19 protein-coding genes are annotated in these 21,230 nt (G+C 71.7%); 11 read left to right on the top strand and 8 right to left on the bottom strand.

The window, feature by feature from the left end; translation table 11 throughout:
• Position 1 precedes the first annotated feature (1 nt).
• Complete coding sequence (locus BIU96_RS18310; protein ID WP_071294044.1) at positions 2-955, top strand: manganese catalase family protein; 954 nt, start codon at positions 2-4, stop codon at positions 953-955.
• Positions 956-961: 6 nt separating this feature from the next.
• Here the strand turns inward: BIU96_RS18310 and BIU96_RS18305 are convergent, their stop codons facing one another.
• Entirely contained in the window at positions 962-1,399 is a 438-nt protein-coding gene (locus tag BIU96_RS18305) for a VOC family protein (protein ID WP_071294043.1), read from the bottom strand.
• A gap of 51 nt (positions 1,400-1,450) precedes the next feature.
• Here BIU96_RS18305 and BIU96_RS18300 point away from each other — a divergent pair, with 51 nt between their 5' ends.
• Complete coding sequence (locus tag BIU96_RS18300; RefSeq protein ID WP_071294042.1) at positions 1,451-1,720, top strand: hypothetical protein; 270 nt, start codon at positions 1,451-1,453, stop codon at positions 1,718-1,720.
• A 13-nt stretch (positions 1,721-1,733) separates the two neighbouring features.
• Here the strand turns inward: BIU96_RS18300 and BIU96_RS18295 are convergent, their stop codons facing one another.
• Positions 1,734-2,147: a VOC family protein gene (locus tag BIU96_RS18295; RefSeq protein ID WP_139200145.1), complete on the bottom strand. Its 414-nt coding sequence runs from the start codon at positions 2,145-2,147 to the stop codon at positions 1,734-1,736.
• 43 nt (positions 2,148-2,190) lie between these two features.
• On the bottom strand, positions 2,191-2,769 hold the full coding sequence (locus tag BIU96_RS18290) for a TetR family transcriptional regulator (protein ID WP_071294041.1): 579 nt from the start codon (positions 2,767-2,769) through the stop codon (positions 2,191-2,193).
• A gap of 68 nt (positions 2,770-2,837) precedes the next feature.
• On the opposite strand from BIU96_RS18290, the gene BIU96_RS18285 reads away from it, so the two are divergent.
• Positions 2,838-3,605: an SDR family NAD(P)-dependent oxidoreductase gene (locus tag BIU96_RS18285; protein ID WP_071294040.1), complete on the top strand. Its 768-nt coding sequence runs from the start codon at positions 2,838-2,840 to the stop codon at positions 3,603-3,605.
• Positions 3,606-3,635: 30 nt separating this feature from the next.
• On the opposite strand, the gene BIU96_RS18280 is transcribed toward BIU96_RS18285, so the two are convergent.
• Positions 3,636-4,202 (bottom strand): TetR family transcriptional regulator, encoded by a 567-nt coding sequence (locus tag BIU96_RS18280; protein ID WP_071294039.1) that lies wholly within the window; start codon positions 4,200-4,202, stop codon positions 3,636-3,638.
• A gap of 94 nt (positions 4,203-4,296) precedes the next feature.
• Between BIU96_RS18280 and BIU96_RS18275 the strand changes: the two genes are divergently transcribed.
• The gene (locus BIU96_RS18275) at positions 4,297-5,157 is read left to right on the top strand and encodes an SDR family NAD(P)-dependent oxidoreductase (RefSeq protein WP_071294038.1); all 861 of its coding nucleotides are present in this window, start codon (positions 4,297-4,299) and stop codon (positions 5,155-5,157) included.
• A 158-nt stretch (positions 5,158-5,315) separates the two neighbouring features.
• Here the strand turns inward: BIU96_RS18275 and BIU96_RS18270 are convergent, their stop codons facing one another.
• The 3 genes from BIU96_RS18270 to BIU96_RS18260 form a co-directional block, all read right to left on the bottom strand.
• Positions 5,316-6,785 (bottom strand): hypothetical protein, encoded by a 1,470-nt coding sequence (locus BIU96_RS18270; protein ID WP_175477616.1) that lies wholly within the window; start codon positions 6,783-6,785, stop codon positions 5,316-5,318.
• 436 nt (positions 6,786-7,221) lie between these two features.
• On the bottom strand, positions 7,222-7,812 hold the full coding sequence (locus BIU96_RS18265) for a TetR/AcrR family transcriptional regulator (RefSeq protein ID WP_071294036.1): 591 nt from the start codon (positions 7,810-7,812) through the stop codon (positions 7,222-7,224).
• Between the two features lie 79 nt (positions 7,813-7,891).
• Complete coding sequence (locus tag BIU96_RS18260) at positions 7,892-10,069, bottom strand: MDR family MFS transporter (RefSeq protein ID WP_071294035.1); 2,178 nt, start codon at positions 10,067-10,069, stop codon at positions 7,892-7,894.
• A 95-nt stretch (positions 10,070-10,164) separates the two neighbouring features.
• Between BIU96_RS18260 and BIU96_RS18255 the strand changes: the two genes are divergently transcribed.
• The 3 genes from BIU96_RS18255 to BIU96_RS18245 all read left to right on the top strand — a co-directional run bounded on the left by BIU96_RS18255 (position 10,165) and on the right by BIU96_RS18245 (position 14,033).
• Complete coding sequence (locus BIU96_RS18255) at positions 10,165-10,641, top strand: MarR family winged helix-turn-helix transcriptional regulator (protein WP_071294034.1); 477 nt, start codon at positions 10,165-10,167, stop codon at positions 10,639-10,641.
• A gap of 47 nt (positions 10,642-10,688) precedes the next feature.
• Complete coding sequence (locus BIU96_RS18250; protein ID WP_071294033.1) at positions 10,689-12,494, top strand: DEAD/DEAH box helicase; 1,806 nt, start codon at positions 10,689-10,691, stop codon at positions 12,492-12,494.
• 216 nt (positions 12,495-12,710) lie between these two features.
• Positions 12,711-14,033, top strand: a complete 1,323-nt coding sequence (locus BIU96_RS18245) for a fibronectin type III domain-containing protein (RefSeq protein WP_139200142.1) — start codon at positions 12,711-12,713, stop codon at positions 14,031-14,033.
• A gap of 56 nt (positions 14,034-14,089) precedes the next feature.
• On the opposite strand, the gene BIU96_RS18240 is transcribed toward BIU96_RS18245, so the two are convergent.
• Entirely contained in the window at positions 14,090-15,019 is a 930-nt protein-coding gene (locus tag BIU96_RS18240) for an NAD-dependent epimerase/dehydratase family protein (RefSeq protein ID WP_071294031.1), read from the bottom strand.
• Between the two features lie 135 nt (positions 15,020-15,154).
• Between BIU96_RS18240 and BIU96_RS18235 the strand changes: the two genes are divergently transcribed.
• The 4 genes from BIU96_RS18235 (at position 15,155) to opgC (ending at position 21,144) form a co-directional block, all read left to right on the top strand.
• Positions 15,155-15,898, top strand: coding sequence for a TetR/AcrR family transcriptional regulator (locus BIU96_RS18235; protein WP_071294030.1), 744 nt, complete (start codon positions 15,155-15,157; stop codon positions 15,896-15,898).
• A 289-nt stretch (positions 15,899-16,187) separates the two neighbouring features.
• Complete coding sequence (locus tag BIU96_RS18230; protein ID WP_254786243.1) at positions 16,188-18,215, top strand: glycosyltransferase; 2,028 nt, start codon at positions 16,188-16,190, stop codon at positions 18,213-18,215.
• Positions 18,212-18,625, top strand: coding sequence for an ATP-binding protein (locus BIU96_RS18225; RefSeq protein WP_071294029.1), 414 nt, complete (start codon positions 18,212-18,214; stop codon positions 18,623-18,625). The genes BIU96_RS18230 and BIU96_RS18225 overlap by 4 nt, the downstream gene beginning before the upstream one ends.
• Positions 18,622-21,144 carry an OpgC domain-containing protein gene (gene opgC / locus BIU96_RS18220; RefSeq protein ID WP_254786242.1) on the top strand — a complete coding sequence of 841 codons (2,523 nt, stop codon included), beginning with the start codon at positions 18,622-18,624 and terminating at the stop codon, positions 21,142-21,144. Before BIU96_RS18225 ends, opgC begins: the two co-directional genes overlap by 4 nt.
• Positions 21,145-21,230 lie beyond the last annotated feature (86 nt).

Raw genomic sequence — 21,230 nt, 5'->3', positions numbered from 1 at the left:
CATGTACTTCCACGCACAGACCTGGATCAACGACATCGCTCCCGGTGACCCGGACCCCGCCGCAGCCAACGCGCTGCAGGAGGGACTCGGCGGCCAGTTCGGCGAGATGCGCACGATGATGCAGTACCTGTTCCAGGCGATGAACTTCCGCGGTCCGGCTGCGAAGCCCTACCGCGACCTCATCCAGGGCGTCGGCACCGAGGAGATCAGCCACGTCGAGCTCATCGGCACCACGATCTCGCGGCTGCTCGACGGTGCCCCCGGGTACTCGGGGAAGGTCACCGACCCGGTCGACCAGCCCGGAGCGAAGGGTGCGACGCCCCTGTCGATCGCGCTCGACACCGGCAACATCCACCACTACCTCGTCGGGGCGCAGGGTGCGCTGCCGGTGGACTCCGCGGGCAACCCGTGGAGCGGCAGCTACGTCTACAACTCCGGCAACCTGCCGCTCGACCTGCTCTACAACCTCATGCTCGAGTCCACGGGGCGCCTGCAGAAGTGCCGCATCTACGAGATGACGGACAACCCGACCGCGCGTGCCACGGTCGCGTACCTGATCGTCCGCGACCAGGCGCACGAGAACGCCTACGCCAAGGCGCTCGAGACGCTCGGTGTCGAGTGGAAGTCCCTGCTGCCGATCCCCAAGACGAACGCCGAACGGTTCCCCGAGGTCAAGGAGCTCGTCGACCTCGGCCTGCAGAGCAAGCAGTACAGCTTCGACCTCGACGGGGCGTCCGAGGCCGCCAAGATCTTCCGAGGCGCGTCCCCGTCCGGTGACGGCACCGACCTCGACGCGTCCGAGCAGGCACCGAAGGGGGCGCCGTCGTTCATCGCGGAGGAGCGCCTCGAGGAGTTCGCACCGGGACTCGACGCCGACCTGCTGGCACTCATCCAGCAGACCGCGGAGCTCGAGCTGACCGAGGCGGAGACGCCGCAGTACGGTCCGGTCGCCTGAGCGGACTCAGTCGAGGCAGAACTCGTTGCCCTCGACGTCCTGCATGACGATGCACGACTCGTTCACCGCGTCGGCGGTCATCCGCCGGAACTGCGTGGCGCCGAGGGCGACCAGCCGGTCGCTCTCGGCGTCGAGGGCCGCGAGCCGTTCGGCGCCCACCAGGCCGGTGCCCACCCGCACGTCGAGGTGCACCCGGTTCTTCACGACCTTGCCCTCGGGGACGCGCTGGAAGAACAGGCGCGGGCCGACGCCGTCCGGGTCCTGACAGGCGAACGCCGAGCCCTGGTGCTCCGGCGGGAGGGCCTGGTCGAACGCGTCCCACGAGTCGAAGCCGGGCGGTGGCGCGGGCACCACGTACCCGAGCACCTCGCACCAGAACCGTGCCACCCGCTCCGGGTCCGCACAGTCGAACGTCACCTGCACCTGCCGCACCGTCGCCGCCATGGCGCCACCCTAGGCTGAACGTCGCCGTGGTGTCGTCCGTATGCTCGCGGCATGGCTGACTTCACCGCCGCTCAGGCCGCCGTCGTCCGGATCGAACGTGCCGAGGAAGGTCGCTGGGACCTCTCGGTGATCAGTGACTCCGGCGTCGCGATGGGGCACGGCGTGTACCTCTTCGACGCCGCGCACGACGACGCCGAGGACGAGCAGGCCGCGGCGGCCGACTTCGTGCAGCAGTACGGGTTCCGGTTCGAGCGCGAGGCCGTCGTCGCCGACGGGCCGGACGCCTACTGGGCCCCGCTGCTGCCGTCCGACGCGCAGTAGGGCTCACCCCGGGTCACTGCAGGGCGGACGCCTCGAAGCCGATCAGCCAGGTGACCCCGAAGGCATCGCGGACGATCCCGTCCCAGTCGCCCCACGGCCGCTGCTGCAGGGGATCGACGACGGTGCCGTCCGAGGCGAGGTCGTCGAACCACCGCCGCAGCACGTCCGGTTCGTCGGCGCCGAGCAGCGAGAACAGCACGCCCGAGGCCTGGAACGGTGTCTCGCCCGTCGCCGCGTCGGCCGCGAAGAGCTGCAGTTCGCCGGCGAGCTGCCCGTGCGCGACCGCGTCGGCGGGACCGTCCGTGCGGGAGAACTCGGCGAAGGTCGCGACGCGGACCTCGCCGCCGAAGACGCCCTGCCAGCGCTCGAGCGCCTGACGGGCAGTGCCGGCGAACTGGAAGTAGGGCGAGGGCCCGTGCACGTTCATGCGGGGACGATACCGCCGCCGCGGAGGGCGCACCAGGGGTTGCTCAGCCGAGCAGGTCGATCGCTCGGTCGACGGCGTCCGCCGGGCGCCCCGCACCGCCGGACGCCCACCAGGTGAGTGCGGCGTTCGTCGCCGCCGCGAGCGTGCTCGCCCGGACGATCACCGCCAGGTCGTCGACCGTGCCGCCGTCCCGCTCCGCGACGAACCGCACGATCGCGTCGGTGAGCGACGTGATCGTGGCGTCCCCGCCGCGCTGCAGGGACGGGTTCGTGCGGATGACGCGGAGCCGGTGCCGGGTGACCTCGATGGTCTCCTCCGGGAACGACGCGCCCACCCGGTACGCGGCTCGGAGGGCGGTCGCCGACGGCTCGTCCGCGGGCCGTGCTCGGAGTGCGTCGGTGAAGCGGGTCGCGAACTCGTCGAGGCCGCCCCAGACGAGGGCGGCCTTGCTCGGGAACAGCCGGAACAGCGAGCGTCGACTGATGCCGGCTGCCGCGGCGACGTCGTCCATCGACACGGCGTCGAAGCCCTGCTCGTCGAACAGCCGCAGCGCGACCAGGGACACCGCGTCGGGGTCGATCGTCCGGGGGCGTCCGGTCGGCCGGTCGTTCGTCGAGCTCATGGAGTCCTTTCGGCACTGAGTGCTATAACCGGTGCGGCGCAGCGAGCGCCTCTCGAGGAGGAGACGACATGACCGACACCACCGCCGGACGGTTCACCGGCACGACCATCATCGTCACCGGAGCGGGTTCCGGCATCGGACGCGCCACGGCCGCGCGCATCGCGAACGAGGGCGGCAGGGTCATCGCGACCGACGTGGTCGCGGAGCGGCTCGAAGCCCTGCGTGGCGACCTCGTCGGGCGCGACGGGCTCGACGTCGAGACGGTCGTCGGCGACGTCGCTGCAGCAGAGACGATCGACGCGCTGATCGCCGCCGCGGGGGAGCGGGTCGACGGCCTGGCCAACGTCGCCGGCATCATGGACGCCTTCCTGCCGCCGAGCGAGGTGGACGACGCCACCTGGGACCGGGTGTTCAGCGTGAACGTCACCGGCCCGATGCGGCTCACGCGCGCCGTCCTGCCGCTGATGATCGCGGCGGGTCGCGGCTCCGTCGTGAACGTCGCGTCCGAGGCGGCGCTCCGGGGCTCGGCTGCCGGAGCCGCCTACACGGCGTCGAAGCACGCGATCGCCGGCTTCACGAAGAGCGTCGCGTTCTTCCACGGGCCGCAGGGCATCCGCGCGAACGCCGTCGCGCCGGGTGCGGTGGCGACGAACATCGAGGCGCCGATGCGGAGCGAGTACGCCGCCGGACGTGTCGGCCCGATCATGCAGGTCGCGATCCCGCCGGTCGCCCAGCCGGAGCAGCTCGCCGCCGCGATCACCTGGCTCCTCAGCGACGACTCCGCCAACGTCAACGGCGCCGTGCTGCCGAGCGATGGCGGGTGGTCCGTCGTCTGACGCCGAGTACGCGCGGAACGTCCCGCGCGCCTACGCCTGCACGACGGCGGCCACCGCGGCCACGACGACGGCGCGGCGCCGGGCTGCCCCGACCTCGTCGGTGAGCCGGGCGTACTCCGGGGTCGATCCGCTCCAGAGGGCGGCGGTGTGGATGACGATGCCGAGGAGTTCCGCCGCGGTGAAGGTCGAGGAGAGTCGTCCGGTGCCCTGGGCCTCCTCGATCGCCCGGAGTTTCGCCGCGTTGCTCCGGACCACGGCGTCGATCGGCTGCTGGGCGTCCCCGCGCTCGAGTCGGTACCACGTCGCCAGGCGCTGCACCCACGGCCGCCGGGCGTAGGAGTCGTGCAGGCGTCCGGCGTACCCGGGCAGGTCGTCGGCGTCGATCGTCACCTCGTCGAGGGTCTCCGCCACCATCGCGTCGAACACCGCGTCGAACAGCCCGTCCTTGCTGCCGAAGTAGTGGTAGATCTGCGCCTTGTTGCTCGCGGCGGCCGCGGCGATCCGGTCGACCCGGGCACCGGCGATCCCGACCGCCGCGAACTCGTCGCGGGCGGCGGTGAGGAGTCGGGCGCGGGTGGCGTCGGCGTCGCGGGGCATGGGCACCTCGCGATGCTATCAACCGAACGGTTGACAACGATCTGATGCGGGTGTTCGATGGGCGCTGTCAACCAAACAGTCAGTTAGGAACCTCATGTCCGTCCTCCTCGTCACCGGTGCCTCCCGCGGCCTCGGTCGTTCGATCGTCACCACCGCCCTCGCTGCCGGCCACCAGGTCGTCGCCGGCGTCCGCGACCTCCACGCCCTCGACGACGTCACGGTGCCCGACGGTGCCGCGCTCGTGCCGGTCGCCCTCGACGTCACCGACCCCGAGGCCGCACGCGCCGCGGTCAGCACCGCCGTCGAGCGCTTCGGTCGCCTCGACGTGCTCGTCAACAACGCCGGGTACGCGAACCTCGCGGCCATCGAGGACGCCGACCCCGACGACTTCCGTGCACAGGTCGAGACCAACCTGTTCGGCGTCGTCACGCTCAGCCGCGAAGCGGTCCGCGTCATGCGCGAGCAGGGCTCGGGCCACATCGTGCAGGTGTCGTCGGTCGGCGGCCGCATGGCGACGCCGGGCCTCGGTGCGTACCAGACAGCGAAGTGGGCGGTCGGCGGGTTCTCGTCGGTCCTCGCGAAGGAGGTCGCGCCCTTCGGCGTCCACGTCACGGTCCTCGAGCCGGGTGGCATGCGGACGGACTGGGCCGGATCGTCGATGCGTGTCGCACCGGTACGCCCCGAGTACGCGCCCACCGTCGGGGTCTCCGCGCAGATGCACGGCGGGACGAGCATCGGTGCGAGCGACCCGGACCTCGTGGCCGACCTCGTCCTGCAGGTCGTCGCGATGGACGAGCCGCCGCTCCGGCTGCTCGTCGGCCCGGACGCGTTCGAGCACGGCACCGCTGCGGGTCGCGCGCTCCTGGCCGAGGACGAACGGCACGAGGAACTCAGCCGGTCGACGCAGGCCGCGGACGCGACACCGGAGCAGTTGGACCCGCTCGCACGGGCCTGAGCGGGTCGTTCCTTCCCATCGCACCCGGAGTGGAGAACGGAATCGGGCGTCGGAGGTCGAAAGTCCTGGCCTCGTACGCCCGATCCCACTGAGTACGCGCGGAACGACCCGGCGCGAGCGTGTCGCGATGCGCGCCGTTGCGCACCGCGACACGGGTCTCAGCCGCGGTGGCGGCGTCGGGCCGTGCGGATCCCGCGGAACCCGAGAAGTGCCGCGCCGGCCGCGAGCAGCCCGGCGGCCCAACCGATCGGCGTGGAGGTGTCCGCGCCGGTGTAGGCCAGGTGGTCGGCCGTCGCGACGGGGGTCGCGGTGGCGACCGGGTCCGCGAGTCCGGAGGAGGTCGGCGCGGCCTGGACGACCACCGGGATCGCCGTGACGTCGGTCACCGGCTCGGTCGGGTCCTCGGGCGTCGTCGGGGTCTCCGGGGTGGTCGGCGTCTCCGGCGTGGTCGGCGTCGTCGGTGTTGTCGGCGGCGTCGGGTCGGTCGGCGTGGTGGGCGTCGTCGGTGTGGTCGGCGTCGTCGCGGCGGGGATCACCTCGACCGTGAACTCCGTGCACACGCCGTCGACCGTCACCGAGATGACGTGCGACGAGGCGTGCGGGAACGTGATCGTGAAGCCGGAGTCGCCGTGCACGACGACGTCCGAGTCGACACTCGACCAGACCTCGGCGGTCGCCGATGCGTTGGTCGCGTTGCCGTACGCGTCGCTGGTCCACGGCACGAGGGTGATCGAGCCGCCCTCGTTCACGCGGATCGGTCCGGGCGAGGTCGAGCCGTCGGGTGCGACCCAGGTGTACGAGCCGTCCGATGCCGCAGGGACGTCGTGGACGACGACCCCGAGCTGCAGCGACGCCGCCGGGGCAACGGTCATCCGCACCCACTGGCTCGCGGTCCCGCAGTCGTTCGTGGCCGTGACGAGCGCCGTGAAGGTGCCCGCGTAGGTCGGCGTGCCGCCGAGCACGCCGTCGTGGAACCACAGCCCCTCGGGCAGTGAGACGGAACCGCCCTCGACGGTGGTCAACGTGTAGGTCGCTCCGTCCGCGTCGTCGGCGCGGAGGTCGGCGCTGACCTCCTCGCCGGCACGGACGGAGGGCAGGACCACGGGCGCGGACTGCGACGACGTCGAGGAGTACGACGGCATCCGGTGCTCGTCGTGTCCGTGCCCGTGCGAGCCGGGCTTGCCGTGCCCGTCGGGCTTCGAGGACGGCTCGGCCGAGGGTGCGGTGGACTGCCGGCTCGACGTGGTCGCCGGGGTCTCCTCGGCGGGTGCCGTGGTGGTGGCAGTGTGCGCCGTCGTCGCGGCCGGCGTCGCCGCCGGGGCGGGGGCGGACGGCGCCGCCGCGGACGGAGCAGTCGGCGCTGCGGAAGCGGGAGCAGCCGGCGACGGTGCCGGTGCAGCTGCGGCGGGCAACGGTGCCGGTGCTGCCGGTGCTGCGAGTGCGGCGACCGCGGGCGCGGCGGCCGTACTGCTCGACGACGCGTCTGCGGCCGCCACTGAGGTGGACGTCGACGGCGCCGCGGTGGTCGTGGCCATCGCGGGGACGATGCCGAACGCGCTCGACACCAGGACGGTGCCGGTCGCGGCGGTGATGAGTGCTGCGGTGCGACAGCTGGGGCGGTGCTTCATCGGGTCGGACTCCTCGGCGTGCGTACCGGTCGTCACGACCGGGAACCAGCCGTCGGGTACGGCCGTTGGTCCGGAGCGTATGCACCTTCGAGCGCCGTGTGAGGAGTCCTGCGCGATGCCGAACGCTGCCTGTGGGACCACGCAGCCTCGGGGTTTCCCGCAATCCCGCACCGCTGTCCGCAGCGGACGTTGCGGAGCCGTGACGTGCCTCCAGGCCGGGTGGGACGGAGGCCGCTGGCGGGCCGGACGCGCGCACTCGGATCGACACCGTTGATGTCGTACGACGTCGACTGAGTCGTTCCGACGCTGGTGCAACGGGCCGCGTCGACACGGGACGACACCGTTGACGTCGTACGACGTCGACTGAGTCGTTCCGAGTCGGCGATGCACCCGCACACCGAGCCCGCCAGCCGAGCCCGCCCGCCGAGCAACCCCGTCAGGCGGAGGCCAGCGCGCCCATCTCCCGCACCACGGCACGCAGCCGCGTCGCGAGCTCGTCGGCTCCCTGGACGGTCTCGCGGTGCGCGACCTCGCTGAGTGCCGACATGACCAGCGCGACCGCCGTGCGCGCGGTCTGCTCGTCGGTGCGGGAGCCGACCGTGCTGAGGAGCGACTGCCGCGACTCGGCCATCCACTGCATGACCATCGGCGCCATCTCGGGTCGGAGCACGAGGAGCTCCTTCATCCGGCGGCGGTCCTGCGACAGCGGGACGGTCCGCGCGACGAGGCCGCACAGGTCGTCGACGAGTCGGCCGTCGGCGTCCGCGAACCACTCCGCGGCGGAGTCGGGGACCTCGACGGTGTCGAGGCCGAGCGCTGCGTGCGCCTTCGATGTGAAGTAGTTGAAGAACGTCCGCGGCGAGACGTCGGCGTCCGCGCAGATCTGCTCCACCGTGACCCCGTCGAGGCCGTGCGCCGAGACGAGCGTCAGGGCGGCGTCGTGCAGCGCCTGCCGGGTCTGCTGCTTCTTCCGTTCGCGCAGCGTGCACGGCTCCGTCGCCGCGGTCGCTGCCGGTGTGGTGGTCACGAGGACTCCCTGTCTACGGATCGTGCTGGTGGGTGGGGCGCCCGTCCGGAAAGGGGGCACGGACGGACGCCCCGGTCGGTCACCGACGCTGGGTCGGTGTGGAGCCGGTCATCGGACCGGTGAAGGAACCCGCCTCGGCGGCGGCCAGGCCGGCGGACGCCTCGAGCTGCGCCTCGGCGTCGGGTCCGGCGGAACCGGCGGCGTCGGCGCGCTCCTGCAGGGCGGAGCGCTGGCGGAGCGGCGGCACCCGGAAGAACCAGGTGAGGACGAACGCCAGCAGGATGACGCCGAGACCGACCCAGTAGATCGTCACGGACGAGGCGTTGAAGCCCGCCATGAACGGTCGGGTGAGGCGGCTGTCGGCACCGGTCAGGAACGAGGTGTCGTTCGTGCTCGTCGCGCTGTCGTTCTGCGTGCTGCCGTCGTCGACCTTCTTCGCGAGCTCCGGGGTCAGCTGCTTCACCCAGTACGAGCGCTGCGTGGCGTCGGACCAGTCGACGGACACGGTGTCGCCCTGCACGGAGGCGTGTGCCTTCGTGGCGACGGCGTCGCGTGCGGCGGCCTCGGCTGCCGGGGTGGCGGCGGCGACCTGCTGGTCGATCACGGACTGCGCGGCGGCTGCCGGCACGGCGCCCGCGGCGACCTGCTGCTGGACGCCGGCGGTGACCTGCTCGGTGACCTGTGCGACGGCGGCCTGGTCGGCGGACGCCACGGCGTCGTCGAGCTGCGACTGCACGGTCTTCGTCAGCGGCGTGACGATCGGCGTCCAGATCTTGTCCATCGCGCCCTGGTTCGCCTTCGCGCTCGCGACGGTGGGGTTCAGCGCGGCGTCGAGCGCCGGGCCGAGGTCCTTCTGGTTCGCGGTGGCGTGCAGGATGTTCGCCGGCATCACCGAGAACAGGATGGACAGGAGCACGGCGGTGCCGAGCGTCCCACCGATCTGGCGGAAGAACGTGGCGGACGACGTGGCGACGCCCATGTCCCGGGCCTCGACGGAGCCCTGCGAGGCCAGGGTCAGCGACTGCATGACCGAGCCGAGCCCGAGGCCGATCAGGAACATGCCGATCATCAGGAACCAGAGCGGCTTGTCGATCGTCATGAACGTCAGGACGACGTAGCCGACCGATACCAGGCCCGTGCCGATGACCGGGAAGATCCGGTAGCGGCCGACCCGGGCGACGATCTGCCCGGAGGTGATCGAGGCGATCATCAGGCCGCCCACGAGGGGGAGCGTCGCGAAGCCGGACTCGGTCGGGGTGAGGCCGACGACGATCTGCAGGTAGAGCGGGATGGTCAGCATGGCGCCGAACATCGCGAAGCCGACGAGGAACCCGATCACGGTCGCCATCGAGAACGTGCCGGACCGGAAGAGCTTGAGCGGGATGATCGCCGCGTCGCCCATCTTCGACTCGACGAGGAGCAGCCCGATCAGGCCGGCGACGCCGATGACGTAGCAGGCGAGGGCGGCGGGGGAGCCCCAGCCCCAGGTACGGCCCTGCTCGGCGACGAGCAGCAGCGGCACGAGGGTGACGATGACGGCGGTGGCGCCCCACCAGTCGACCTTCGGCTTCGTGGCGTCCGCGCCGTGCACCTTCGGCAGGTGCAGGAAGACGATCACCATGATGAGCGCGGCGACGCCGATCGGGACGTTGATGAGGAGCACCCAGCGCCAGCCGGTGATCCACAGGATCTCGGAGGTCCCGGCGAGGAGACCGCCGATGAGCGGCCCGATGACGGAGGAGATGCCGAACACGGCGAGGAAGTAGCCCTGGTACTTGGCGCGCTCACGCGGGGCGAGGATGTCGCCCATGATCGCGAGCGGCAGCGACATCAGCGCACCGGCGCCGATGCCCTGCACGGCGCGGAAGCCGGCGAGCATGAGCATCGAGGTGGACATCGACGACAGCACGGCGCCGAGGATGAACACGACGATGCCGAAGATGTAGAGCGGACGGCGGCCGAAGATGTCGGAGAGCTTGCCGTAGATCGGCGTCGCGATGGTCGAGGTGATGAGGTACGCCGTGGTGACCCAGGCCTGCTGGTCGAGGCCGTGCAGGTCGTCACCGATCGTCCGGATCGCCGTGCCGAACACCGTCTGCCCGAGGGACGACAGGAACATGCCCGCCATCAGCCCGTAGATCACGAGCAGGATCTGGCGGTGGGTCATCAGCGGCTGCTGGCCGGGGGCGCCGGAGGCCGCGGGGGCCTCGGACGAGTGCCGGCCGTGCTGCACCGGAACGGGTGCGGTGGCGGTCATCGAACTCCTTTTTCGTGCTGTGTAACTTTGCAGACTGCGCAACGATACATCCATTGCTTCCAGCAAGCAACTAAATCTGCCCCTACGCTGGCGACGTGACCGATGGACGAGACGCCGCCGAACGGCTCCTGCGCGACCAGCTCGACCGGTTGTGGGTGCGGCAGACCCTGCGCTCGTCGCTCATCGAGTCCCGCGGCGGGCTCGACCCCACCGCCCGCGTGATCCTGCGCGCCGTCGACCACTTCGGCGCCGTCCGCTCGATGGCCATCGCCGACGCCACCGGGCTCTCCCGTCCGGTGATCAGCCGCCGGGTGGCGTCGCTCGTCGAGTCGGGCTACCTCGGCACCGAGCCGGACCCCGCCGACGGCCGCGCCAGCCTGGTGTCGATCGCCCCCGCCGGACGGAATCTGCTCGACACCCTCGACGTGGCCGGTGCCGAGGTCTTCGACGACCTCACCCAGGCGTTCGCGACCGAGGAGCTGCACACCCTCGCCGGACTCCTCGCCCGCCTCAACGACCGCGCCGACACCGTGCTCGGCATCGGTGCGACGGCCCGGAGTGACTCGGCCTGAGTGCCGGACCGTCACTGCTGGCGGCGTATTCGAGATACCGTTTGCGCATGAGCACGGACACCGTTACCACCACCGAGACCGCCGACGAGGGGCCCGTGGTGACCTTCGCCGACCTCGGCCTGAGCGACGCGGTGCTCAAGGCCGTCAAGGACATCGGCTACGAGACGCCCTCCGCCATCCAGGAGGCGACCATCCCGACGCTGCTCGAGGGGCGCGACGTCGTCGGCCTCGCGCAGACCGGAACCGGCAAGACCGCGGCCTTCGCGCTGCCGATCCTGTCCCGCATGGAGGCCGGCGCCAAGGTGCCGCAGGCCCTCGTGCTGTCCCCGACCCGCGAGCTCGCGCTGCAGGTCTGCGAGGCGTTCGAGCAGTTCGCCTCCCACATGAAGCACGTGCACGTCCTGCCCGTCTACGGCGGCCAGGCCTACGGCGTGCAGCTGTCCGCGCTCCGCCGCGGCGTCGACGTCGTGGTCGGAACCCCCGGTCGCATCATGGACCACATCGCCAAGGGCACGCTCGACCTGTCGCAGCTGAAGTACCTCGTGCTCGACGAAGCCGACGAGATGCTCAAGATGGGCTTCGCCGAGGACGTCGAGACGATCCTCGCCGAGACCCCGGACGACAAGCAGGTCGCGCTGTTCTCGGCGACGATGCCGGCCCAGATCCGCCGCATCTCGCAGCAGTACCTCAACGACCCGGCCGAGATCACCGTCAAGACCAAGACGAAGACCGCGGCGAACATCACGCAGCGCTACCTGATGGTCTCGTACCCGCAGAAGGTCGACGCGCTCACCCGCATCCTCGAGGTCGAGGACTTCGAGGGCATGATCATCTTCGTCCGCACCAAGAGCGAGACCGAGACCCTCGCCGAGAAGCTCCGTGCCCGCGGGTACGCCGCCGCCGCGATCTCCGGTGACGTCGCCCAGGCGCAGCGCGAGCGGACCGTCAACCAGCTGAAGTCCGGCAAGCTCGACATCCTCGTCGCCACCGACGTCGCCGCCCGCGGCCTCGACGTCGACCGGATCACGCACGTCGTGAACTACGACATCCCCGTCGACATCGAGTCGTACGTGCACCGCATCGGCCGCACCGGTCGTGCCGGCCGTTCGGGCGACTCGATCAGCTTCGTCACCCCGCGTGAGCGCCGCCTGCTGTCCGCGATCGAGCGGCACACCAAGCAGCCGCTCACGCAGATGCAGCTGCCGACGATCGAGGACGTCAACGAGACGCGCCTGACCCGCTTCGACGACGCCATCACCGCCGCGCTCGAGCAGCAGGACCGGATCACCGCGTTCCGCGACATCATCGCGCACTACGTCGACCACCACGACGTGCCCGCCGACGACGTCGCCGCCGCGCTGGCGGTCGTGGCGCAGGGTGCGGACCCGCTGCTGCTCGACCCGAAGGCCGACGAGCTGCGGAACCGCGTCGACCGCGACGGCCGCAGCAGCGACCGCCGTGACCGCGACGACGACCGTGGCGGACGCTCCGACCGCGGCGACCGTCCGGACCGTGGCCCGCGCCGCTCGCAGCCGATGACCGCGTACCGCATCGAGGTCGGTCGCCGGCACCGTGTGGAGCCGCGCCAGATCGTCGGTGCGCTCGCGAACGAGGGCGGCCTGCGCCGCGACGACTTCGGCGCGATCCGCATCCAGCCGGACTTCTCGATCGTGGAGCTGCCGGCCGACATGGACGGCGGCGTGCTCGACCGCCTGACCGACACCCGGATCAGCGGCAAGCTCATCGAGATCAAGCCGGACCGCCGTGGCGGCGGTGGCGGCGGACGTCGCTTCGACCGCGACGACCGTGACCGTGACCGCGACGACCGCCCGGAGCGCAAGCCCCGCCGCTGACGCGAGCGGACCGACGCGAGCGACGACCGACCGCTGACGCGAGCGGACGACCGACGGGAGGCGCGGTGCCAGCTGGCACCGCGCCTCCCGTCCGTCGTTGCGGGATGGCGCACGGTGGACCGCACGATCCGCGGCGGAGCCCCCACAGGCGTGCCGGGGGTGGTGGGATACCCGGAGCCGTGACGCACGAGCCGCGGGAACGAACAGGGGACGCACGTGTACAGAGCCGTAGTCACCGCCGCAGCCGCGGTGGCGCTCGTCATCGGGGGAGTGTCGCCGGCCATGGCGGCTCCCTCGTCGTCGGTGCCGGGTGCACCGACCTCCGTCAAGGTCACCGGAGCCGCCGACAGCGCGACCGTGACGTGGTCCGCCCCGAAGTCGGGCGCGAAGGTCACCGGGTGGCGCGTCGCCGTGACGCCCGCCGAGCGACAGCCGGACAAGGGCGTCGACCGCCTGCCCGCCGTCGCCCGCTCCGACCGGTTCGGCGCGCTGACCCCGCGCACGCAGTACACGTTCAGTGTCCGTGCCGTCGGTGCACGCGGCACCGGTCCGGCCGTCGCGGTGCGGTACACCGCCCCGACCTCGGTGCGGACGGTCCAGTCGCTGTTCGCCCTCGACGGCACCGGCGCCGTCGTGCGGTACCCGACGAGCGGCACCGGAGCGCCGAAGACCGTCGCCCCGAACGGCACGGGCTACACGGCGGACGACGTGGGCGACGTGTTCGTGCCCTCGGCCGACCGCACCTCGATCGTGATGTACCCGGCCGACGGCAGCGCTGCCCGGACGATCGCGAGCGGCCTGCACCTCTCCGCGGACCTCCGCTCGGACGTCGCCGGCAACCTGTACTGGGCCGACTCGGTGTCCGGTGCGGTCACGAAGCTCGCGGTGACGGGCGGCACCCCCGTAGCGATCATCCCGTCGCACGGGACCGCGTGGGCGGTCGGTCGTGACGGCACCGTCTCGGCGTTCACCCGCGCGGCACCGATGACGACGACCGCCACGGTCGTGAGCGTGGCACCGAACGGCGCGAAGACCACCCGCAGTGTGGAGGAGCCGGGGTACTCGGGCTTTGGTGGACTCCTGGCCGACGGTTCCGGCACGCTCTACTTCGAGTACGGCTCCACCGGCGCATCCGGTGCCTCGCGCTGGGAGGTCCTGCCCGCGGGCACGTCCACCCTGGTCGCCGGGGTCCCGCGTCTGGCCTTCGAGTACGCGGCGACGAACGACAAGTCGTTCCTGCTCGCCCAGTCCGAGGGGTGGTGCGCGGCACCCGCCGATGCCAGCCCGACGGGCTGCCAGGCGGACAAGACGGTCCGGCACCTGTTCTCGCGGGCGCTCGACGGCACGATCGTGGACCGGACGACGAGCGGTGTCACCAGTGAGGGCCGCGGCATGCACGTCGGCGCCGCCGACGTCGCCGGCGACGTGTTCATCGACGTCGCCTCCGGCGCGACCCCCGGGCTCTGGCGCCTGCCGGCCGCGGGTGGCGTCGCGCAGCAGCTCAGCACCGGACAGTTCACGCGCCTGCTGGTGATCTGACCGGAGCACGGGCGGACGGGAGGCGCGGTGCGGGCTCGCACCGCGCCTCCCGTCCGTCACGGCGTCAGTCCGGCGACCGTGCGGCGGCAGACCTCGTCCCACGGTGTCGGCTCGATGCCGAACCGCGCTCGGCTCGCACGGTCGTCGACGACGTACGGCGCCGTCCACTGGTAGCCCATCTCGGCGAGCTCACGCGTCATCGGCGAGACCAGGCCGAGCGCGCGGAGCACGCCGACGGGCACGCGCCGGACGGTGACCGGCGGCCTGCCGGCGACCGCGAGCATCTCCGTCACGGCCTGCCGCTGTGACCGTGGGGCGTTGGTCGGCACGATCCAGGTGCGACCGTGCGACTCCTGGTCGTCCACGGCCGCGACGAGCGTGCGGGCCACGTCGAGCACGTCCGTGAAGCTGTGCGGCAGGTCGGTCCGGCCGATCATCGACACCGCCTTGCCCTGCAGCGCGGCGGGGAGCACGCGGGTGACGTGCCCGTTGTCGCCGATCCCGGGACCGACGTAGTCGGACGCGCGGACCTCGACGGCGCGGAGGCGCCCGGCCTCGTGGGCGGCCAGGGCGTCGGCCCAGAGCCGCGCTCGCAGCACGCCCTTGTGGTCGGTGGCCGCGTCCGGCAGTCCCGGGTGCATCGGTCCGTCGACCGGGCCGTACGGGTAGAGGTTGCCGGTGATCGCGTAGGTCGCGCCGGTGCGCTCGGCGGTGGTGCGGAGCGCGTCCGCCAGGGGCGGCCAGACCCGCTCCCATTGCGTGTAGTCGCCGGGGTTCGCGCAGTTGTGCAGGGCCGCGGCGCCCTCGGTCACCCGGGTGAGCGCCGTCGCGTCCGAGGCGTCGAGTGCGACGTGCTGCACCCCGGTCGGGCCGGTGTCACGACCGGAACGGGTGACGACGGTGACGCGGTCGCCGCGCTCGGCGAGGAGGGCGGCGACGTGCCGGCCCACCGGACCGGCGCCGACGATGACGTGGTGCTGGGACATGGTTTCCTGCTTCCGTGGGCTGGGGTCCGTGATCGAGAGCAGTGCTCTCTGGAATGAGCATGCACCGGTTCCGGCCGAACCACAAGAGCACTGCTCTCATTTGTGTGCAGTGCTCTCTCGTGGCAGGGTGGGGCCATGGCACCGACAGCGCGCGAGCTCGCACGACAGACCGTGCAGGACGGCATCCTCGCCGCGGCGCGCGCACGACTGACGGCCGAGGGGCCCGCACAGCTCAGCCTCCGTGCCGTCGCCCGAGACGTCGGACTGGTGTCCTCGGCCGTGTACCGGTACTTCCCGAGTCGCGACGACCTGCTCACCGCGCTCCTCATCGCGGACTACGACGAGCTGGGCGCGGCGGTCGAGGCCGCGGAGACCGCCGCTGGTCCGGAGCCCGGTCGGCGCTGGGTCGCGGTCTGCCGGGCGATCCGGACGTGGTCGATCACCCACCCGGGCGACTTCGCGCTGCTCTTCGGTTCGCCCGTGCCGGGCTACGTCGCCCCGCGGGAGACGGTCCAGCCGGCGACGCGCACCACGCTGACCATCGTCCGGGTGGTCGCGGACGCGGTCGCGGGTGCCGACGACGCGGCAGGTCCGGATGCTGCTGCCGGGAGGCACGGATCACCCGTCGCGCCGGCGGCGGCTCCCGGGGCGGTCGGCCCGTCGGTCGCCGACGGGGTCGCCTCCCTGCAGGCGTTCGGCATCGAGCTGCCGGAAGAGGTCCTCGTCCGGACCCTGATGGCGTGGACCACCGTGTTCGGAACGATCTCGTTCGAGCTCTTCGGGCACTCGGTCGGCTCCGTGTCGGACGGCGCGGCCTGGTTCGACCAGGTCGTCGCGCGCGTCGCGGCGGACGCCGGGTTCGCGGCGGTGTTCGACTGAGTGCTTCCGTCCGCGTGGCGTCGTTCGTCCGTCCGCGTGGCGCTGTGGAGGGACGCCGCTCGTCCCCAGATCGGGGCGTCCGACTGACGGACCCCACCGACGTGCGGTAGACAGGTCGGGACGCCCTGGTCGGCCCGACGGCCGGAGCGCACGACCGCAGCGTCGGCACCCGGAGCCGACGCCCGGACGGAACCAACCCCTCGGGCGCGCACCGCGGCCGGGGCCCCGGTGATCAGGAGGCACGCTTGCGACGCAGCACGTTCGTCGAGCCCGTGGCCGGAGCCGCCCGGTGACCGCGGTCGACCTCAGCCGCCGCGACCACCGTCGGCTCACCACCGGGACGTCCCGCCGTCGGCTCGTCACCGTGCGGACCGTCGCGCTGCTCGCCTCGCTCGCGGGGATCAACTACGTCGTGTGGCGCTGGGCTGCGTCGGTGAACTGGCACTCGTGGTGGATCGCGGTGCCGCTCATCCTCGCCGAGACCTACAGCGTCATCGACTCCCTGCTCTTCGCGTTCGGCGCGTGGCGGCTCCGAGAGCGCGGCGAACCGCCGACGAAGCCGTCACCGGACGTCACGGTCGACGTCTTCATCACGACCTACAACGAGCCCGTCGAGCTCGTCGTCCGGACCGCGCGGGCGGCGAAGGCGATCACGCACCCGCACGCGACCTGGATCCTCGACGACGGCGACCGTCCGGAGATGCGGGCGGCGGCAGAGGCCCTCGGCATCGGCGTCATCACCCGCGGCGCCGACTGGGTCGACCGACCGCGTCACGCCAAGGCCGGCAACCTCAACAACGCGCTGCTCGCGACCCAGGGGGAGTTCCTGCTCATCCTCGACGCCGACCAGGTGCCGGAGCCGTCGATCCTCGACCGGACGCTCGGGTACTTCAAGGACCCCCGGATGGCGCTCGTGCAGACGCCGCAGTGGTTCGAGAACGTGCCGGACGCCGACTTGCTGGGCAGCCAGGCGCCGCTCTTCTACGGGCCGATCCAGCAGTCGAAGGACGGCTGGAACGCCGCGTTCTTCTGCGGGTCGAACGCCGTCCTGCGTCGCGAGGCGCTCATGCAGCTCGGCGTCACCCGCTACGTGCGCGAGGTCGAGGCGTCGGTCGCACGCACGATCAGGACCTCACGGAAGCTCCTCGCCCGGGCCCGCGAGACCGAGACGGACCCGCGGGTGCTCGGAGCGCTGGACGAGGCCGAGGCCGTCGTCGACCGGGCGCGCGACCAGGTGCAGCGCGGCGAACCGCTCGGCGACGTCACGTACGGGTTCCAGCGCGGCATCGACGCGATCGCGTTCCGGTTCGCGGCGTCCGACCTCGAATCGGTGCGGAACGACCTGCAGGAGCTCGCGGCGATGTCGACCGAGGCGGACACCTTCGCCGGACTCGACGACGCCGCGCTCGACGTGCTCGGGCGTCGCGACGCCTCGCCGGTCGCCGCCATCGAGTCCATCGCGGTGCTCGCCCGCGCGCTCGACGTCAACCGCGACGACGAGGCCCAGCCGATCATGCCGCTGGCCACCATCTCCGTGACCGAGGACATGGCGACCGCGATGCGCCTGCACGGCCTCGGGTGGAAGTCGGCGTACCACGACGAGATCCTCGCGAAGGGTCTCGCGCCCGAGGACCTGCCGACCATGCTCGTGCAGCGCCTCCGCTGGGCGCAGGGGACCATGCAGGTGTTCTTCCGCGAGAACCCGCTCGTGCAGAAGGGCCTGTCGTGGGGGCAGCGGCTCATGTACTTCTCGACGATGTGGAGCTACCTGTCCGGGTTCGCCGCGATCGTCTACATCGCCGCGCCGGTCCTGTGCCTGTCGTTCGGCGTCGTGCCGGTGCAGGCCTACAGCGTCGACTTCTTCGCCCGCCTCATCCCGTTCCTCGTCCTCAACCAGCTGCTGTTCTGGGTCGTCGCCGCGGGGCGGCCGACGTGGCGTGGGCAGCAGTACTCGTTGGCGCTGTTCCCGGTCTGGATCGAATCGGTGACGAGCGCGTTCGAGAACGTGTTCCGCGGCAAGCCGCTCGGCTTCCGGGTCACGCCGAAGGTCCGTGACGAGTCCGAGCAGAAGCCGCGGTGGGACCTCGTCCGACCGCAGCTGTACGCGATGGGGGCTCTCGTCGCCGCGCTCGTGCTCATCGGCATCCGCTACCTCACCGGGCAGGCGTCGGGCATCGCCCCGCTGGTGAACACCGCGTGGGTCGTCTTCGACCTGTTCATCTTCAGCATCGTGGTCCGTGCCGTCCTCTACCGCGGCCCCGGACCGGGGACTGTGCAGTCCGAGCACGAGTCGAGCACGGTGGGGAGCCCGCTGTGAGCCCGGCCCGCACCGAGTTCGACGTGCCGGCGACCGTGGAGTCGCTCGACCTCGTGCAGGACCGGTTCGGCGCGTGGTGGGAGACCCTCGGGATCGACGACGTCCGACTCCGGTTCGGCCTCGAGACCGCGGTCACCGAGATCGCCGGGAACATCGTCGAGCACACCAGGCGCACCGACCACGAAGCAGGCAGGCGGTACACCGTCGAACTCGACGTCACCGAGCAGGAGCTCGTGGCCGTGCTCACCGACAACGGGATGCCGGCCGACGTGGACCTCGCCGCGGTCACGATGGCCGACCCCGACCAGGAGGGCGGCCGTGGCCTCGCCCTCGCGATCGCGGCGCTCGACCGGCTCGAGCACCGGCACGAGGGCGGACGGAACATCTGGACGCTGGCGTGCTCGCGGTGAGGCGACAGGCAGCCCGGGTCGTCGCGTTCCTCGTCGTGGTCGGCACGCTGCTCCTCGGCGGAGCCCTGCCGGCGTCGGCCGCCCAGGCGACGACCGTGGCCACCGCTGCCACCGCTGCGTCCGTGACGCCGCTGGCGGGGAAGGCCTGGTTCGGACCCGACCTCGGCTGGGGCGACGACGCTCCGGACGGCTACGCCGGACGACTCGGTGCGACGCCGTCGATGTACGGCGTCGAGATCGCGTACCCCCTCGACCGCGGCGCACGCAAGGAGTTCCTCCGCGCCACCCGGGCGGCGGCCGCGCAGGGCGCCGTCCTCGTCGTGAGCCTCGAGCCGGACCGGTCGCTCCGGTCGCTCGACGCCGCGGACGCCCGCGCGGCGAACCGGCTGCTCGAGCAGGTGCACGACCAGTACGACACCCAGGTGCTCGTCCGGTTCGCGCCGCAGATGAACGGCACGTGGGTCCGCTGGGGACAGCAGCCGACGCAGTTCGTCACAGCGTTCCGGACCCTGGCGACGGCGGTGCACGACGGCGACTCGGACGCGCTGATGGTGTGGTCGCCCTCGTACGGCGCCGGCTACCCGTTCGGTGAGTCCGCCGGGCGTCTGCAGGACCTCTCGGCGACCGACGTGGCCAAGCTGGACACGAACGGCGACGGGCAGCTGACCGCGGCCGACGACCCGTACGAGCCGTACTGGCCGGGCGACTCGTCCGTCGACTGGGTCGGCTTGTCGATGTTCTCGTTCGGCAAGGGGAAGGCGACCGAGGCCGCCGGGCGGGACGTCCCGCTCACCCGGAACGACGTTCCCGAGGCGGACGAGGTCGCCGGGCGCTTCGACGAGACCTGGGGCTACGAGCAGCCGCAGCGCGGGACCTTCTACGACCGCTTCGCCGAGGCGGACGACCGGCCGATGCTGCTCGACACGGGTGCGCTCTACGACCACTCGCTCCGGGGCGCCGACGAACTCGCGGTGAAGCAGGGCTGGTGGCGGCAGGTGATCGCCGCCGTCCGGGAACGCCCGCTCGTGCGGGGCGTGACTTTCCTCGAGACGAACCGCCGCGAACCCGAGGCGGCGGGCCGCGTCGCCGACTGGCGGGACACGGCCGTGCCGGGCATCGCCGGGTCGTTCCGGACCGACCTCGAGCGTGCCGACCACTTCGTCTTCGGACCGGTGACCGAGCGGGTGACCCCGCAGGACGGCGCGGCCGCGACCGACCAGCAGTACGACACCGGTGGCGACCAGATGGCGTGGATCGTCTGGTGTGCGGTCGGGCTCGCCGTCGTGTTCCTGCTGAGCGGCGTGTTCGGCCGGCTGCTGCCGAGCTGGCGTTACCCGGACGACGGCAAGCCCGGACGTGACCTCCGCCTCGACCTGTTCCGCGGGTTCATCATCCTCGCCGTGGTGATCACCCACATCGAGATCGGCGGCCCGTACTCGTACATCACGCTGCACGCCGTGGGGGCGATCACCGGCGCGGAGATGTTCGTGTTCCTGTCCGGCATGGTCCTCGGCATGACGTACCCGTTCGCGATCAAGAAGTTCGGCGAGTGGGCCGCCGCGGTCGGTGCCTGGAAGCGTGCGCGGAAGCAGTACCTCGTCACGCTCGCGGTGATCCTCGTCGTCTTCGCCCTGAGCTTCGTGCCGTTCCTCAACACCGACGCGATCACCACCTTCACCGACCGGGGGACCGGCACCGGTGGCGTCGGGGCCGAGGGACGCGTGTACGACCTCTACCCGAACGCGATGCAGCTGCTGGCGTACCCACCGCCCTGGTACGCGATCCGGCAGTTCCTGCTGCTCGAGATGGGCCCGTGGCCGTTCAACATCATGGGCCTGTTCGTGGTGTTGAGCCTGTTCATCCCCGCGTTCATGTGGGTGATCCGTCGCGGGTTCTGGTGGGCGCTGCTCGTCGTCAGCTGGGCGCTCTACGTCTACCAGGCCGTCAACCCGGAGTTCCGACCGATCAACTCGCAGTTCGAGTCGGTGTTCCCGCTCCTGACGTGGCAGGTGGTGTTCACGCACGGCCTGGTGCTCGGGTACTACCGACGGCAGATCATCGGCGCGCTCACCGGGCGGCTCGGCAAGGTCCTCGTCGGGGTCGGCATCGGTGGGTACGCGCTCTTCCTGGCGTACGTCTGGGCCGCGAACCAGTACGGCTTCACGCCCGTGCCGTTCCCGGCGTCGATGTACGACGCGCTGTACAACACGGCGTACCAGCGGGTGGACCTGCAGTGGGGGCGCCTGGTCGACATCGCGTTCTTCGCGATCGTGTCGTACGCGATCCTCACGGTGTTCTGGAAGCCCATCGCGGCGGTCATTGGATGGCTGTGGATCCCGATCGGCCAGGCGAGCCTCTACGTGTTCGTCTGGCAGGTGTTCTTCGCGCTGGCGATCGCGTCGATCCCGGGGGTCGACTGGTACAACGGCTGGATCGGGTTCGCCGTGCACTCGGCGCTGATCATCCTGGTCTGGTACATGATCCGGCGGAAGTTCCTCTTCTCGGTCATCCCGCGCTGATCGCGCGACCTGCGCCGTGACGGACGGGAGGCGCGGTGCCAGCTGGCACCGCGCCTCCCGCCCGCCCGTGCTCCGGTCAGATCACC

It is taken from the genome of Curtobacterium sp. MCBA15_008, from assembly GCF_001865065.1.
Taxonomy (GTDB): Bacteria; Actinomycetota; Actinomycetes; order Actinomycetales; family Microbacteriaceae; genus Curtobacterium.
Note: the sequence above shows the minus strand (reverse complement) of the source record. Positions and strands in the feature narration are given on the sequence as shown.